Below are 16,771 nucleotides of genomic sequence, written 5' to 3'. Positions count from 1 at the left end.
ATTGCTAACTCATCAGTTTCGCTGCTTTTTTTGCCAGCTTATTTACCTTATCAAGGGCATCGGTTATCGAACCAAGAACTTCCGTCGTATTATCCAATGAATCAGCTTTGTCATTGCAGCGTTGCGCAAGCCGACTAAGACTCTGTAATGCCGCGTCAAACTCAGCAGAGGTACCACTTAGCTGGTTTTGAATGATATGAGCCAACCGCAGGTGAAGCTCAGCACTGGCATTGTTTAGGTTGAGCGCAAGCTGATCATTCATTTCCAACTCATAGCGCTTATCGAGTTCGAGAATGGTCGACAAGATATCGGCCTTCAAGCGGCGATTGGTTTCAGGAAGTTCTGCCATATTCGGTTCCTTTCAAAATATCAGGGTTTGCAGGCCACAACTTGAGAGCGAGGGTCATCCCCTGTTAGCTCGTAGCCCTTCTCACAACTGGTGACAACGTCTCGGAAGTCGTCGTATCGCTCCCACTGATTTTTCAGTTCGCCGACGATGGCGATAATGCCTTTGCTGTTAAACCTGTCCGCCTGAACTTCTTTGGTGATGCTATTGTGTGCTTTCTTGACGGCTTTGATAGCTTGTCGGGTCTGGTGTAGTGAGAGCTTGGTCTGGGACATGATGGTGTACAGCTCGTACAGTGCCTGAGTCTCGTTGTAGCTCTGTTCGAATGTCATCGGTTGTTTGGAAGATCGTTTACTATAGTCCCTAAGTGCGTGTTTTAGGTGGGTACTTCTGCTCGATACCAACAGCTCTTCCATGCCTGAATCCGCCAATTGGATGACTAACTCATCGGTAATGAGGTTCACTTTTTCATCGGCCTGAGTAATGACAGATTTCAAGGATTCCTGACGTTGTTTTTCAACGATGGAGGTACCCATTGCAGCAACAGCGCTTGCCACAATCGACATGTCTTTGGGTTGGAACAGATCGTCGTTGTTGGTGAGAAGAGTGTAGCTGGTATTCATCCCGTTCATTGCGCTGGCTAGCTCAGCGGCCGCAATATCGATATCAGCCTGAGTAACGGCACCGCTTAACGCTTGAAGTCCTTTAGCGTAGCGATTCAAAGCGTGATTGGCACGATAGATAGCCACTTGCTTTTGAGCTGACTGATCAAAGAGAGGAGTGACTGACTGCAATGTCTCTCTAGTCAATGGTTCTCGACCACTACCATGTTGCGTGGCGATATCCATGAGTTGTTTGTTGATATGACTTTGGTTAATTTCGACGATGACCTCATCGACTTGCAAGGTAATTTCTTGTGTTGCTTGAGCAAAAGCCCCGATTTCGTTGTGTGGTGTAGATTGACAAGCTGAGAGTAAAATTGCCGAAGCAATGATCAACCAAATCCTTATCATTTTATTCTCCTAAGACCAAGCAAGGTGGAGATCCTGAGATAAGCCAGACAACACAACAAGGTTTATACGTCAGAACTGAACATACGGTAGCGAAACTGATGTATAAGTTAGCATTAGATTCATCAATGAATTGTGACTTAAATTCCATCAATTTTATAAATTGGTGTTGTTATTGAGAAAAATGAAAAGGAGCCAGTGCGACTCCTTTGTTTTATTCTGAAATTCTTTATTTCTCTAGATATTCGGTCGTGTCGTTTCGTTGCTTGATGGTGGCAGGTACGGCAGCGTCACCTGTGGCTGTTCACCGGTGAGTGATTTCAGGAACTCAGTGATTTTTCCAGATTCGTCACTGGTGAGTTTTTGACCCAATTGAATGTCTGCCATGATTTCTACCGCTTGTTTTAAGTCCCAAACGGAACCGTCGTGGAAGTACGGGTAAGTCAGCTCAATGTTTCTCAGCGTAGGCACCTTGAATACGTACTTATCAAACTCTTTACCTGTAATGGCTTTGCGTCCGATGTCTGGATTGCTCGTTTCATAAGGCTTAACCAGCCCCATTTTTTGATACATCTGTCCACCAGCAAGCGGGCCACTATGGCAAGCGGTACAGCCTTTGGCTTTAAACAACGCATAGCCTTCAATCTGTGCCGCTGAGAGAGCGGAATCGTCACCTTTCAGCCATAAATCAAATGGGGCGTTAGGTGTTCTAAGCGTTTTTTCAAATGTGGCAATAGCATCCGTCACTTCGGTGATGGTTATGGTGTCGGCGTTGTAGGCTTGTTTAAACCAATCGCGATATTGCGGAATGGATTGTAGGGTGTCTACCGCGAGCTGGTGGCTAAACGCCATTTCCAGAGGGTTTTCAATAGGCCCGGCAGCCTGTTCCTGAAGATCTTTTGCACGTCCATTCCAAAACTGAACAAAATTCAAATCAGAGTTAAAAACCGTCGGTGAGTTTATCGGCCCAATGGACCATTTATGGCCGATTGAACTAGGCAAATTGTCTACGCCTCCTTTGGCTAAGTTGTGGCATGAGTTACATGAGATGGTATTAGAAGCGGATAAGCGAGGTTCAAACCATAGGGCTTTTCCGAGTTCCACTTTTTGACTGTCTAACCCTGTGGCGGGCTCAATGACTTTGATTGGTTCACTGTTCTGACGCTGAGCGTGTGCGTTGAAAGTTAAGACTGACAATATGCTCACTGCTAATAGTGTTTTCATTATGAATTCCTTTTGATGTGATGGTTTATTCTCACCAGATCGGCACGCTTCTAACGGGTCGTGCTCGGAACTCAACATAAAGAAATAACAGCTATCGATGAAACGCAAAATATCGATAGATTTTATGGTAAAAATCGATGTTAAAATGAACAATAATCTTAAGGGCTTTGATGCATAAGGCTTTGGCAAGGTGGCTATAACTTTTTATTTACAAATCAATAAATAAACTAAAGGCTCTATTGTTGATTTAGGTCAAAAAAGCGCCAATGCCAAACTAAGGGAAAAAGAGGAAGGAGCTTATTCATTCTTCGCCTCTGAATGCTCTTACTTCAAAGGCGAAGATGGGCATACTAGGTTTACGAATTTGCTCTGTTTTCGGATAACTCAGAGAGGTAAAGAGCCGCTTCCGTTTCATCAGCAAACCAAGGGAACAGGTCTTTAGGATCGTCAAACGCATTGGTAATACGGTCCGCCAGCGATTGATGCTGACTCGCTGCACCTAGAATATTGAGCACAAAAGGCGGTGGAGGTGACAGCATCATATTGGTCCACTGAGTGACCCATTGTGCCTCCTCCCAGTATTGCTCGAACGTTGCCGTCATCCACTCTTCATCAAACGGTTTATCTCCTTGCTCAATGATACTGTGCAGGTAGACTTGTGCCGCTTTTGCTGCGTTGTTAGAACCTTGGCCTGTGATAGGGTCATTGAGGCAAATAGCGTCAGCTAGACCTAATACCGTTGCCCCAGAAGGTAATGTAGCAACAGGGTTTCTGACTACAGGGGTAAAACGGCCAGTGAGTGCGGCTCTATCGTCGGTTAAGGTCACTTGGTCTATGCGTTCAAGTTCCCATGGAAGGTAGGTATGGAGTAGCTCTCTGGCTTTATTGAAGCGTTCTTGAGGGGAAGAATTAGGATCAAAGCAATCCATTGGCCCACCTGGAATCGCTTCAAATAGCATCGCTTCACAAGGGCCAGAGCTGCTGAGTACTGGCATCACAAAGTACTCACCAATGCCAGGAATCACGTTGAATTTGACTTTATCTAGCTGGCTTCCAGATTGCGGGTGAGAAATGTAGAACAGAGAAAGGTGTCTTTGTGGTTGTGTGAAGGCGGAGCGCTGTTCGTCTCGTGTGAACATCTCACCGATGTTGCCTTTTCCAGTAGCTGCGATGACCAGATCACTGGTTGATGCGTAGTGTTCGAGATCTTGCTCTGAAAGCGTTTTGAATTCCAGAGTTCCACCTAACTCCTCAAATTGCGTCATCCAAGCTGGAAATTTGATGCGCTGATCGACGGACTGGGCGTGATTGTCGAGTTGGCCTTGCCACTCGATAGCGATATGGCCCGGGTTATCTGGCGCTGTGATGCACAAGTTAATTGCTTCGATTTTAGGGCAATCATCTTGCCAGAAATCCAGACCGAGTTTGCGTTCTGACTCCAGCGCAGTATGGAACATGCACTGAGTCGACATTACGTAGCCATGCTTAATGTCTTGCGGTTGTCGGTCGGTGACAAGTCGGACTTGGTAGCCCTGTTGTTGTAGGCCAATCGCCAGCTGCAAGCCTGCCTGCCCAGCACCCAGAATAGTAATATTTCTCATGGCTATCCCTTGCTTAATAGTATTTGTTTTGATGATTTATTGTTCGATTTTTAAGGTTGAGAGCAGTATGTGATGAACATTCTTTATATGCAACTGGGTATGTCGGGTAGGTGCTGATTTTTCCGTATAGAGTGTGATTCTCTATTATGAAGAATCACCGCGAATAACTATTTTTGTGGGCTAAGAAGTAGAGCTTTAGGTTCGACTATGGCTCTACATGATTGTTAGGTTGAAGGGGTACTTAAGAAGGATATGTGAATTATGAGCTTGGTTCCTGAATATATGTATCCCAATCCTTCGTTAGTTCTTCGTCTAACAGAATTTGGAGCAAGGTGACGTTATCACTCGCTGAATTAAAACTGAATCTAAAGGAGTTGTCACTGTATTCTGCACCTGAAAAGCCGTAATCTGAAAGTGTCAGCTTGTTTGCTTTAATGACCTGTTTGATTTCAACATGATCTTCGAAATAGTTTAACCCTCCGTTGAAAACAGATTGATGTCCAGAGTTACATCTAACGTTCTTAATAGAATAAGTACCCGGAGGAATTTTATTAAACACTACGTAAGGTTCTTCTGTGTCAACATAGAAGCTAAGGACATGAGGTTTTGCTGTTTCGGAACTGGTGTCTTGCATCTCTAACGCGAGACTTTTACATGGGAAAGTTTGAGAAGATTTAACAAAGGTAGTGAGGAATACGATTGAGCCATCTCCGGATTTAGGGCCTAACTCGGTAACATTACTATTTGAAACTGATTGGCAGCCAAATAGAAACAGTGATACTGCGGAAGTAAGTATAGACTTGAGCATAAATGTACATTTATAAGTATTTGGTCTTAAAGTTCATTTATATCATATAATTGGTCAATAATTAGAGCGAGTTGTGGATCTAAAAAATCTGCCAGCAAATGGCTGGCAGATTGGTACTAACGTTTTAGTTATGAACGAGAGTGAGACCGCTTGGCAGTGCATCACCAAAGACGCGTTTCGATTCGCTTTCGGATAGCTCTTTGACGTCTTCAACCAGCGAGACCCAAGATTCTGGAACCTTGCTTTGTTTCAGCTTAGTTAGAACTTGTTCGCGGTAGTCATCAGAGATATCGAACAAACGGTCACCTGTCTTACGGCAAATCATCACGGCGGCAAACGCAATCATCGGCTCCTTGAGCCAGTTTTGTTCGAGCAATTTAGGCAGCCACTGTTCAGCTTGTTCACGAGGAATCACACTATGCTGGCTACCGTACAAAGGTGTGCGTGACGCTAGGCGGCCCAACGCCCACCAATGAGCTTGTTCAAATTGATTGTGGTTGATGGCTTTGCTTAAGAACCAGCTGGCTAACAGCACCTTATCTTCCACTTCAAGATGCTCAAGTGATGCAGAAAGTCTAACCATCGACTCGTAACCCATATCTTGTGCCGCTTTGGCTGACTGAGGATTCTTCATCGCACCGGGGTGTAAGTATTTGGCAATATCAGCCAACAGTGTTTCTTGTTGCTCCTGACTTAACCCGCCCGCGATGCGACGCCAGAACACCCACCAGTCTGTCCAGCCTTGGTGGTTTTTGAACTGAATTCCTTGTTGGTAAAGGCCCCACACTTGTTCGATTCGCCAAGAGTCGGTGGTATCGCCAAAGCCAGGTCGCAGTGAGAACCCTGCCAAGCGAAGCCAGTTTTTCTCATGAGCTTCTGAGCGGCGACGGCGTTTACGGCCTTGTGCAAAAGCATCGAACAGGTGACGTAAGGTCGTGAAATCCCAGTCGTCTCGTTTACCTAACTTTCTTTCTAAGTCTTTTGCAAGTGTCTTGATTTCTTTTGCGTCGGCGCTTTTCTTGTTGCCGCTGTAGAGGCGAGAGATGAGCTCTTTAGATTCTGTCAGGCGTGGGTGCAGTTGCTCTTGCTCTGTTTCGTCCGCTTTTTGATTGCGAACTTCGAATTCCAGCTCCCAGCGTTTGTTGTCATTTTCAACGCTGACACATTCCATTTTTAGCGTGCCAACTTCAGTTAGCTGGCAGGCCAGTTGTACTTCAACACGTTCTTTCTGGTTAGCTTGAAGATCAGTCCCTTCACTTTCCAGAGTTGAAATATAGGGAGGAAGAGGCGAGAAGATATCTGGGTCCACTTCGACCATCACACCGTTTTGAATTTCGGTGTTGTGAGTCAGAGTGTCGTGGGTTGACGTCAGCAGGTTAAAGCGAACTGGCTCACCCAGTGTTAAGGAGAATCGACGTCCACTTAAGCGAATCTCATGCCCTTCGTCCGTGCCTTTCGCCAGAAGGCAAAGTGCTTTGCCCATCTTATTTTTTTCCTGTAAATGCAGGAAGTAAGAACGTGCGGCACCGCCACCAATCTTGAGCTGAGCGCCACGGCGAGCCTTACCAAATGCGACGGCACCAAGAGCGACTGACCAATCAGGGTGTGGGTTATCGAGTACTGTCACGGGAGCGTCGCGCCAGTTGCCAAGTAGGGTTGTGACTCGCTCGGTAACCAGCTCGCTATTAAATACACCACCGTTTAGTAGCAGGCCGACCGGAACGGCAGGCGTTGATGTGTCTTCCTGTCCCAGTGCGGAATAAGAGACTTGTTGATGCTGATTAAGAAACTCTGCTACGTGCTTACTGACCGCTGGATCTGCAACATACGGTAATCCAAACTCGACCATCGCACTGCGGCGTTTGTCTGGCACTTCACTGAAATCAGAAAGTGGGAAAAAACCATCCAGAGCAATTTGATGTACTTCTTGCTTGCTGAGGCCAATACTCTTTGTCCCGCCAAGTAGCTTAGACCCACTGCCCAGCATGGTGATTTTTACTTCGTCAGGCGCGCTCACTGACAGCAAATCTTCTTTTGCTTTACGAGTTTGTTGAATCAGTTTAGTTAGGCTTGCTGCGGTGAGCTTCTTACTTTGATTGAAGCGGCTTTCCGCGAGGTGTGCTAATGCTAAGTCAAGGTTGTCACCACCAAGCATCAGGTGTTCGCCAACACCAATTCGATCCAATGCTAACTCATCGTTGTGATACTTCGCTTCTATCAAACTTAAGTCGGTAGTACCGCCACCGACATCGCAGACCAGAATTAGCGGCAACTCTTTGAGCTCGTCTGCAGCCGTTTGCTGGTGGCGTGCATACCAGTCGTAACACACCGCTTGAGGCTCTTCGAGTAAGACGATTTTCTTCAAACCCGCCAGTTCAGCGGCTTCCAGAGTGAGCTTACGCGCGGTCTCATCAAACGAAGCAGGAACAGTTACGACGACGTCTTGATCTTCTAGCTTGTTACTTGGGTGACGATAGTTCCACGCTTGGCGAATGTGGTTGAGGTAACTTGCGCTGGCAATGACAGGCGAGACTTTGTCGACGTCTTGTGCACCAGCCCATGGAAGGATATCTGAGCTACGATCTACTGCTTGGTGCGAGAGCCAGCTTTTGGCACTGGAAACTTGTCGGCCTTCTACTTTCGCGCCTAATTCACGCGCCCATTCACCAACGATGACATTACTTATGTCGCCAGAAACGGATTCGTTTTCCCAAGGAAGTGTCAGGTCAGAAGGGGAGATTTGACCAACGGCTGGGTGGTAGCGGAAAGAGGGCAGCAGTGGCTTACGAACCACTTCACCCGGACCAATCAATTGGTCGATATCAAATAGGGATACTTCGGATTGTTCAAGGTTGTCGGTGATTTCACAGTAGGCAACCACAGTGTTTGTGGTGCCAAGGTCAATACCAACAAGAAAACGAGGAGATGCCATACAAACCTTCGTGTATTTAAAAACGGCACCCGATTGGATGCCGTTTGATTTTTATTTATTCTTCTTCGTTTGAGTCGCTTTTCGCGTCTTCGCGTACATCAAACTCAACATGCCATTTTTGACCGTTATCTGCGGCAATCGCTTCTAAGTAAAGCGTACCAAGCTCTGTCACGCGAGAAGCTAGGGTAACTGGCACCACTTCACCTTCACGACGACCTTCAGAGACAGGTAGAGTAACTTGAATCTCTGGTAGCTCTTCCAACTCATCAGGGCCCCAGTGGTCAAGGTGTGTACCTGCTTCGTCTTCACGGCGAACCGTCGAGCCAAAGAACTGGAAGTTCACAGGCTGGCCGATGATGAGACCAAATTCCTGACTTGGTACTTCAACCGCAGAGCCTTCTTCCATACCAAATGGTGCCACACACAGAGCTTCCATTGGTGGAGCCATGCCCGGAATCGCTGGCATAGCACTCTCGATGCCCACATAGTAGCTCGATGCAATACCGCCGCGAATTCGCACACCTTGGCCGCGACGCACGGAGCCATAGTAAGAAGCGCCACTTGCAACCGCCAGATCCAAATCCACGCCAGTTAAACGTTGAGCCATCTCAGCATCAGCGTCGATCAACCACTCGTTGATGGTTTCTTCTAGGCGATTAGCCAGCAGGTCTGATTTTAAAACGCCACCGTTGAACAAAATGGCCGTTGGTTTGATAAAGTCGGCTGAAGGTGCTTCAGCGCCGCCCATACCTGGCATTCCAGCAAATGGATTGAACTCGGTTGAAGCGCTTTCTCCACCTTGAGCATTAGCCTGCTTTGAAAGGAAAGCCGCGATGTGTCGTGTAATCCCTGCATCTTGCGCATACGGAAGACCCATTTGAGTCAGGGCGCCGCGATTACGCTGAACTGGATGCTCAGTAACGGCAACTTTCGGGAAGAAACCGTCCACTAGTGTTTGCTGAACTTCTTCTTGCGTCAGTTCCGTCTTCAAGGTGGCGCCAAGCAGTTTAGAGCCGCGACTTGGTACTACGATTGGCACTGACTGAAGTTCGCTGTCGTTCAATAGTGCTTCTTTCGCGTCACGACAGGCGTGCGTCATCGCTTGAACTTGCCATGGTTGTAGCTCTTTACCATCTTGCGCTAGCTTCATCTTCAAGCGGTACGCAAGGGCAAGGTCCATGTTGTCACCGCCGAGTAGGATGTGTTCACCTACCGCGATACGGTTTAGCGTCAAGTTGCCTTCGTCTTCGGTGACTTCAACCAGAGAAAGGTCAGTGGTACCACCACCGATATCCACAACCAGCACGATGTCGCCAACTTCGACTTCATCACGCCATTTGTCATTGCTGTTGTCGATCCAGTTATATAGAGCCGCCTGAGGTTCTTCTAACAGCGTCAGGTGAGTTAAGCCAACATTGCGTGCTGCTTCAGCCGTTAAATCACGAGCCGCGGGATCAAAAGACGCCGGTACGGTAATCGTCACATCTTGCTCTGAAAGCGGGTCGCTAGGATGAGTGTGGTTCCATGCATCTTTGAGATGCTCAAGGTACAGCTCCGTTGCGCGAAGCGGAGATACTTTCTCTACTTCTTCTGGACTACCAGCAGGAAGGAACGCATCACGTCGGTTGACACCAGCGTGACAAAGCCAAGATTTTGCACTTGCTACAAGGCGAATCGGCGTTTTTGAACCAAGGTTACGAGCGATTGCACCCACTAGAGCTTTAGGCTCAGAGGACCAAGGCAATACACGAGCTGAAGGGGTCATCTCGTGCTCGTGTGGTTGATACAGGAACGAGCCCAGCTGATTGCGAGTTTCTACGGTGCCCGGTGCGGTCAGCTGAGAAATCGACATGACTTCAACACGCGCGTCTTCGCTCGATGTATCCACATAAGACAGTACGCAGTGAGTGGTACCTAAGTCGATACCAACGCTAAACTTTGGCGTTTCAGCCTGCATGGTGTTCAGGTTTTCCATTACAGCTCAACCTCAGCAGGAGCAATGACAGAAGCATCGTAGTTTTCAGCCAGTTTTGGAAGGTTCATTTCGCGTGCTTTCCAGCCTTTATGAACCAGAGTGCCGCTGAATGGTGCACTGCCAGTCACGTTACCCGTTAAGCGAACCTCTTGTGGGTTAAAACCTTCTTCAATAGTAACGCGCGTTTCTTCATCTTCATTACGGATGTGTTCAAGCGTCACGTAGTCGTTCAGTACTTTCTGGCCGCCAGTGTGAATAACACGCGCCGCAGCGCCGACATCTTCGTCTGAGAACGATGTCAGGTCTTCTTTCAGGAAGTCAATCAGGCGAGCTTCTTGCTGCATGATAGATAGTAGTTGCATGGCAGAGTCGGTAGAAGCTGTAGCAAGTTTTGATTCCACTTCCACGACTTTCTCAATCACTTTTTCAACTTCGACCACTTTTTCTACTTCAACGATCTTTTCGACAGGCTTTTCAACTTCGACGATTTTCTCAACTGGTTTCTCAACCACTTTTTCGACGACTTTAGATTTGCGCGAAACCGCAATCAGAAGTAAAAGGACGCTTGAAGCCGTCAGGCCAGCGTGCAGCATATCGAACGTTTGAGGGATCATTTGTAAATCGAACGTCATGACATTTCTCTTAATTGATGGAAGAAATAGGAGTCACACTTTGACTGCTATTGTCGTAATTATTGGGTTAAATTGGGGCAAATATTATCACATTCAAGTCTACAGGCCTTCAGAAAAGAGGCGGTAACAGGCCTGATTGATTTGTTTTTAGTCATTTTTAGTCACACTATAGGTAAGTTGACCAAAATGACTGGGCAGTTCGACAGAAGATTGCAGAAGATCTGCTCAATCAAATCGGTGGCATTCGAGTTTTGACCTCAACTGAGGTAGAATTCGGCGCTTTATCAGAATACTAAACATAGGCGAGCAATGAACCATAACCGTATAGTTTGTTTCGATCTGGAAATGTGCTGTTGGAATGAAAACGGTGTCGGTACTACGGGTGAAATCATCGAAGTCGGGCTGGCAGAAATCGATCTTGTGAAAGGCGAGATCGTTAAGCGTGCTCAGTACTATGTCAAACCCGAACAGGATGAAGTGTCCCTGTTTTGTTCGCAGCTCACCGGAATTACGCCACGCAAAATTGAAAAGCAGGGCCGCCCGCTTGAAGAAGTATTGAAGTCGATGATCAAGAACTTTGGCGGCGCGAATAAGATTTATGCGTCGTGGGGTCGTGATGATCGTATTTTGGCGCAAGAATGCCAAGACAAAGGCATTGAGATGCCGTTTAAAGAATTCATCAACTTAGCCACTTTGTATCGCGTTCAACACCGCCTCAAAGATAAACGCATTGGTCACAAAGCCGCTCAGGAAGCGCAAAATATTGAGTGGGAAGGGCGGCAGCATTCTGGGTACGTTGACGCGTACAACCTCGCCAAATTAGCATTGACGATGCTGTGATAAAAGAGAGATGTAAAGGGAGCCTAGGCTCCCTTTTTTGATTTTAGAGCCTTTCTGATAGCAGCGTATATCATCGAAGTTTTATGACTAAGCTCGGTGTAATGCTGGAGCGGCAATGTCCTAGAGAGTATGGAGTAAAGCCTATTGGATTCGGCTCATTAAACTAAAGGTGGCAGTCAACGTATCCTTTTTCGTTTTACAGGTAGAACTGGATAGCAAATAAATTCAACCTATGAAAAGAAAATTACTCACTATTACCTTCAACTATCTGTAATTTGGCGCGAATAAATTCACTATGATCGACATACAATAGTTCTGCGGTTTTGCGAATGACGGCATCTTCCAGTGGGTCAATCTCGCCGTCGGCATGGGCAACTTCCCACATCGCTTTGATCAAATCGAAGCGGGTTTCTTGACTGAGTTCTCTCAACTGAGATGTAAACTCATAAAGGGAGGCAGATTCTTTACTTTTTACTTCTGCACGGTCGAGTAGCGCTATGGCTTCTTCGTTGCTTAGATCCAGCAATCTTGTCAAAAGTTGAAGTTTGGCTTCGGTCTCTGTCTGATTGATTTGATGATCCGCCCCCGCGACTTCGCACAGTAAACAAGCGATAGCGAGATTTGGATCGGTACCTGCGTGGTTTCCTAGATCCTGACCATCGATGAGTTGTTTAAATAGGGTCGTGATTGAATTCAACATGTGATGCGCCTCAAAATTTGTTCCTATTTCTATAGATAGTGATTATATGAGGCGAGCACAAGTGTCTTTACAAAAAGATTACTTTTCTTTTATCGGTGGGAAATCAATTTCCTTGCCGTCACCCGTCAATATTGAAATGCGCAGAGGCTTTCCGTGGTCGTCAAGTTTCAGCTCACCAATGGCGCTGGTGTTGACCAAACGGCGAACGCCCTCGGTATTAGGATCGCGCTTTTTGATTTTTAATCTCTTTCGCTTGGTCAGAAAGTTCAGTAGCGAGCGAGGTGAGTAGAGTAGCCTGTCCATATGATCACACACCGCCAATAGCGGCTCAGGGAACTGGTTTTTAAATCCACTGGAAGTGATTTGGTAAATGTTAGGACTGGAGCGTCGAAAGCGCAGCTTAATGTCGTAAGCGAAAGAGTAGTGCACGTCGCCGGACAAGATAACAAAGTTGGTTGGTGTTTTGGTGTGGGTGAAAATACTCAGTAGCGTATTAGCGCTTCCTGGATGTGCCATCCAGTTCTCTGCGTCTATCACTAGTGGCTGACCGAGGGTCGTCATGCCTTTTTGCAGCGCTTCAATGAATTTCACACCGAACATAGGCGCTGCAGAAACAACGATCACCTTGTCCTGATGCATCAGCTCTTGTTGAAACTCGATCAGAGCTTCCCAATCCATCAGGCCAGATGGTTTGTTCATTCGAGATTCTGAGCGCCATCTTCGAGTTCGGGTATCCAACACCACGACCTTAGGGGAGGTGTGGATAGTAAAGTGCCACCTTTCGAAGCTGTAAAGATAACGAATGAAGTCGTCTTGGTGTTGTTCTGTGGGGCTTTTTAAATAGTTGAGAGCGACAGACAAAAACTCATGATTGAAGTTATCTGGCTCATTCCCCCAGCCTTGGCATAACCAGTAAGCGATTAACCCATTACCAATAATCCGGTTAGAGAACGGGTTGCTGTACGCCGCTTTTTCCCATCCCACCGTCAGATTCCAGTCATCTGTGACATCATGATCATCAAAAATCATGTAAGTCGGCACGTGGGCAAACAGCCTATGGACCTGAGGTAAGCCCTGAATGAAATCTTCCAGTATGTGCTTTTCTTCACGCCATTGCTGCTGCCATTTAGGCGACAGTGTTTTGCCATTGTGAGTGAATGCTTCGTCGAGCAAACGTGTCAGATTGAGGCACGGCCAAAGTGTCGGTGACCACACCAAGATGTACATGGCGAAAAACTCAGCGAAGGTGATCAGATGGTTTTCATTCTCTCGAGAACTGAAGATCGGCACATGCCGTTTAGGAAAAAACTTGGTTAGTAAGGAGCCATCATCCACATAGTGGGGCAGTATTTTATCCCGCCCGTAAAAACAGTCTGGATGCGCGTACAAAGCTTCTGTGGAATCAATCGGCGCGTCACTGAACGATTCAGAAGGTAAGCCAAGCATGTCAATGGTTTGCAGGATGACATCCAACATAGGCCCCGCAACATGATCGGCATAGATCTGGTCGCCACTCATGACCAACATGTCTGGTCGCTCGTCCAGTGATTGAGTGGCTAGTTTAGTATCGATGCTGACTAACGCATCTTTGCTTGGGTGGTGTGGATTGCGACAAGAGCCGTGCAGAACATAATCCGCTTTGGTTGAAATCTTAAACGTGAGTTTTTCTTCATCCTTGTACAGTAAATGCGGATTTAGCTCACTAAGCGGGCCTAGCTGAGTCTCAAATTCGTAACTAAGAGCGACATCGGTTGGAAAATGATGTTTGAAATGCGCCAAGGTGACAAAACAGCGAGTACCGACCTGAATTTGATGGCAGTGATGGAGGTTTTCCTGAAATACCACCCCATGATCCGGTTCATGATGAAGGACAAATTGGCCTTCAAGCGGGCGACTGGTGACCAGCCAGAAGACAAGCTCTTCTGCGGTGGATTTTCTTAATATCGGGCCGGCTAATAGGAAGGGTAATTCAGGCGTCGGTTTCATTGGTTCTCTGTTGGATCCTTAGGTACTTCAGGGTCTTCCATGATTTCGATGATCTCGGAGCTCGACATCTCATGACCCATAAGAAAGAGGGCCAGCATAGCATCTGCTTTGGTTTTTGTATCGGAGCTTTCGTCAAGAATTTGTTCAAATCGTTTACGAATCATGTCAACTTCATGTTCGACAAAGCCACGTCCTTCCTCCTCACCTTGAGCTTCTTCCGGCGCGTTATCAAATTCTAAGAACAGCATCTCATCGTCTAGGTGTGTATTGACCAAGCGTTCGGGCAGCCATTCTTCACCCGTGACAATGTTAGGGTCTTGGCCTTCAGGAAGGGAGTCGAGTAGTTTCTTTAAATCTGATGCTTTCACAATTATTGGATTTAGGCGAACATATACTCTTATATTAACGGTGAATTGAGCTTAAAGATAAGTATTAACTTTATCGATTGATGAGAATTTGAGTCGTTCAGTCAGTTTTGGACAAAAAATGATTAATATAAATAGACAGTTGGCACTGACGATGTTGGTCGCGAGTGCCATCAGTTTTTCTGCAACAGCCGAAGAAGAAACCAGCATCAGTGAACAGAATTGGGGTATTGCGGCTGTCTACCGTATGGCTTCTATCCCTTTTTATACTGGTAATAATGACCAGACGGTTGGTACGTTTGTACCTATGATGTATTTCGAGAACGAGCATGTGTTTGTCGAAGGCTTGCAGGGCGGAGCTTATCTTTACAAGCCAGAGGATGAAGCTTTTCAGTTAAGTGCATTGATGCGGCTGCGATTTGTTGATATTCCTTCTTCAGAGCAAAACTCGAACGGAGGAGACGCCGTCGATTTTGGTGGCCAGTTACGCTATTTCCTCGAAAATGATTGGTATCTTGATGCTGAATTGATGACGGATGATGAGTTTCGTTTTCACAGCAACTTGAGTATCTCAGGCGAGTTTGAATATGGGGACTGGGAACTTAAGCCACATGCGCGCCTGCGTTATAAAGACGCCGACTTTAATAGCCAGTATTACACCTTCTCAGATGTCACTAAAGAAAATGTCGGTGGTGGCGTGGATCTGAATGTGGGAATCGATGCTCGTTATCATGTTTATTCCAATCTATATTTGCTCGGTTCCACCAGCGTAACTCGCTTGGATAACAATGCGTATCACTCCAGTACGGTTGAAGACCGCTATCAAGGTGAGTTTTACATTGGTTTTGGTTTCTTCAACGACAAGTCAAAAGCACCGAAGTCTGAGCTCAAGAACAAACGCTATTTCCGAATTGCGCACGGTTGGGCAACGCCGTCTAACATCGGCGATATCATGAAGCTCAATACAGAGAAGGATCCTTACAACAACCAGATGACCTCTTTCTTCTATGGACACCCACTGACAGATGAATTGTTTGGTGTGCCGTTGGACATCTATTTTACGCCGGGTATTGTTCATCACTGGTCCTCAGATGTGCAATCTGCCAGTACTGAGTATGTTGCGGCGATTAAGGCTTACTATACCTTCAACTGGCCCACTCAGTGGCGATTTGGCGTTGCCGAGGGTATGTCGTTCATTGATAGCATTACCTACATTGAGCAGACTGAAATGGACTCCAAGGGATATAACGCGAGTAATTTGTTGAACTATTTAGATTTCTCTTTCGACGTGAATGTGGGTGATCTGATCAATAATCGAGATTTGGACAATATGTGGGTAGGGTATTCGCTCCATCACCGCAGCGCGATATTTGAGCAAGCATCTCAGTATGGCCGGATTAAAGGTGGCAGTAACTACAACAGCATCTATGTTCAGTTCGATTTTTAACCGAAAGATAGATAAAGCCGTTAGTGATGAATTCGCTAACGGCTTTTTTGCGTTTTAGAAGTGGAATTCAGCGCTCAATGCATAGCTGTTCTCAACCACTTTCGCTTCGTACTGTGTGTATTCAAGAGCAATACGTGCAGGGCCCAACTTTACACCGGCACCGACACCGTAATAGATGTCGTCGCTGTCTTTGATGTTGTTTTGGAAGTGACCCACACCTAAACGGCCGTAAATATCGAAAATAGTGATAGGTAGAGTCAACTTAGCGCTGGCTAGCCAAGCATTTGAGTAGATGTGCTCTAAGTCTTTGTTGGTATCAACAAAGTCAGCGTAACCCGCTTCCACAGAAAGCAGTGAGTTAATCGCGTAGCCTGCGTAAAGGTTGTAACCACTGTTTGTGTCGCTCAGATCCAGATCGTCGTTTTTAACTTGGTAATCTGAGTACAAAAAGCTCGCACCGATGTAAGGGTTTGCCATAACTTGACCGGCGAAAAGAAGCGCTGCGATAGGGAGGATGACGGTTTTCAATTTCATGATTAACTTTCTCTTAAGTGTATCTATATAAAGGTTTATTGGTGTAATTAGCTGAAGTTGTAAGGAAGCTCATTCCTTTCCAGACGATCCATGTTTAGCTGGAACTTCAGTTCTTCCAGCTGCTTGCGTTTATCAACGCTGATTGTATTGCGCTTTCTTCTGCGCCCCCTTGGCTGCAATGCCACAATACAGTCGAGTACATCTTGTGTTTCGTCGTTGAACATAAAATGCCTTTTTCGTAATCAGACAGACGTTATAAGCAAGGTCACGAGATGAACGTTCGTGACCTCATTTGGACGAGGCATAGAATGGAACAAGGCAGGGTATTAGACATAACAAGGCGATAAGCTTGTTATAAATCACGCTAAACT

15 protein-coding genes are annotated in these 16,771 nt (G+C 46.4%); 2 read left to right on the top strand and 13 right to left on the bottom strand.

Annotated elements, in window-relative coordinates; translation table 11 throughout:
• Nucleotides 1-4: 4 nt before the first annotated feature.
• The 8 genes from VIC_RS08090 to VIC_RS08055 all read right to left on the bottom strand — a co-directional run bounded on the left by VIC_RS08090 (nt 5) and on the right by VIC_RS08055 (nt 10,528).
• The gene (locus VIC_RS08090; protein WP_006958961.1) at nt 5-349 is read right to left on the bottom strand and encodes a hypothetical protein; all 345 of its coding nucleotides are present in this window, start codon (nt 347-349) and stop codon (nt 5-7) included.
• 20 nt (nt 350-369) lie between these two features.
• Nucleotides 370-1,359, bottom strand: a complete 990-nt coding sequence (locus VIC_RS08085) for a hypothetical protein (protein ID WP_039951628.1) — start codon at nt 1,357-1,359, stop codon at nt 370-372.
• Nucleotides 1,360-1,593: 234 nt separating this feature from the next.
• Nucleotides 1,594-2,580, bottom strand: a complete 987-nt coding sequence (locus VIC_RS08080; RefSeq protein WP_006958959.1) for a cytochrome-c peroxidase — start codon at nt 2,578-2,580, stop codon at nt 1,594-1,596.
• Between the two features lie 356 nt (nt 2,581-2,936).
• Nucleotides 2,937-4,181, bottom strand: coding sequence for a styrene monooxygenase/indole monooxygenase family protein (locus VIC_RS08075; RefSeq protein WP_006958958.1), 1,245 nt, complete (start codon nt 4,179-4,181; stop codon nt 2,937-2,939).
• Nucleotides 4,182-4,440: 259 nt separating this feature from the next.
• Nucleotides 4,441-4,989 (bottom strand): hypothetical protein, encoded by a 549-nt coding sequence (locus tag VIC_RS08070; RefSeq protein WP_039951626.1) that lies wholly within the window; start codon nt 4,987-4,989, stop codon nt 4,441-4,443.
• A 124-nt stretch (nt 4,990-5,113) separates the two neighbouring features.
• Entirely contained in the window at nt 5,114-7,921 is a 2,808-nt protein-coding gene (locus tag VIC_RS08065; RefSeq protein ID WP_006958957.1) for an Hsp70 family protein, read from the bottom strand.
• 55 nt (nt 7,922-7,976) lie between these two features.
• Complete coding sequence (locus VIC_RS08060; RefSeq protein WP_006958956.1) at nt 7,977-9,896, bottom strand: Hsp70 family protein; 1,920 nt, start codon at nt 9,894-9,896, stop codon at nt 7,977-7,979.
• A complete protein-coding gene (locus VIC_RS08055) occupies nt 9,896-10,528 on the bottom strand; it encodes a DUF2760 domain-containing protein (protein ID WP_006958955.1) in 633 nt (210 codons plus the stop codon). Before VIC_RS08055 ends, VIC_RS08060 begins: the two co-directional genes overlap by 1 nt.
• Before the next feature lie 309 nt (nt 10,529-10,837).
• Here VIC_RS08055 and VIC_RS08050 point away from each other — a divergent pair, with 309 nt between their 5' ends.
• Nucleotides 10,838-11,368, top strand: a complete 531-nt coding sequence (locus VIC_RS08050; RefSeq protein ID WP_006958954.1) for a 3'-5' exonuclease — start codon at nt 10,838-10,840, stop codon at nt 11,366-11,368.
• 244 nt (nt 11,369-11,612) lie between these two features.
• On the opposite strand, the gene VIC_RS08045 is transcribed toward VIC_RS08050, so the two are convergent.
• From VIC_RS08045 to VIC_RS08035, 3 genes are all read right to left on the bottom strand, one after another.
• On the bottom strand, nt 11,613-12,068 hold the full coding sequence (locus tag VIC_RS08045) for a tellurite resistance TerB family protein (RefSeq protein WP_006958953.1): 456 nt from the start codon (nt 12,066-12,068) through the stop codon (nt 11,613-11,615).
• 78 nt (nt 12,069-12,146) lie between these two features.
• Nucleotides 12,147-14,054, bottom strand: a complete 1,908-nt coding sequence (locus VIC_RS08040) for a metallophosphoesterase family protein (RefSeq protein WP_006958952.1) — start codon at nt 14,052-14,054, stop codon at nt 12,147-12,149.
• Nucleotides 14,051-14,422, bottom strand: coding sequence for a VC1380 family protein (locus VIC_RS08035; RefSeq protein ID WP_006958951.1), 372 nt, complete (start codon nt 14,420-14,422; stop codon nt 14,051-14,053). Before VIC_RS08035 ends, VIC_RS08040 begins: the two co-directional genes overlap by 4 nt.
• A gap of 151 nt (nt 14,423-14,573) precedes the next feature.
• On the opposite strand from VIC_RS08035, the gene VIC_RS08030 reads away from it, so the two are divergent.
• Nucleotides 14,574-15,866, top strand: a complete 1,293-nt coding sequence (locus tag VIC_RS08030; RefSeq protein ID WP_006958950.1) for a MipA/OmpV family protein — start codon at nt 14,574-14,576, stop codon at nt 15,864-15,866.
• Nucleotides 15,867-15,920: 54 nt separating this feature from the next.
• On the opposite strand, the gene VIC_RS08025 is transcribed toward VIC_RS08030, so the two are convergent.
• Nucleotides 15,921-16,400 carry a porin gene (locus VIC_RS08025; protein WP_006958949.1) on the bottom strand — a complete coding sequence of 160 codons (480 nt, stop codon included), beginning with the start codon at nt 16,398-16,400 and terminating at the stop codon, nt 15,921-15,923.
• A gap of 47 nt (nt 16,401-16,447) precedes the next feature.
• Entirely contained in the window at nt 16,448-16,624 is a 177-nt protein-coding gene (locus VIC_RS26725) for a hypothetical protein (protein WP_006958948.1), read from the bottom strand.
• Between the last annotated feature and the right edge of the window lie 147 nt (nt 16,625-16,771).

This window comes from Vibrio coralliilyticus ATCC BAA-450 (assembly GCF_000176135.1).
In the GTDB taxonomy this organism is placed as follows: Bacteria; Pseudomonadota; Gammaproteobacteria; order Enterobacterales; family Vibrionaceae; genus Vibrio; species Vibrio coralliilyticus.
This window is presented reverse-complemented; position numbering and strand designations above follow the sequence as displayed.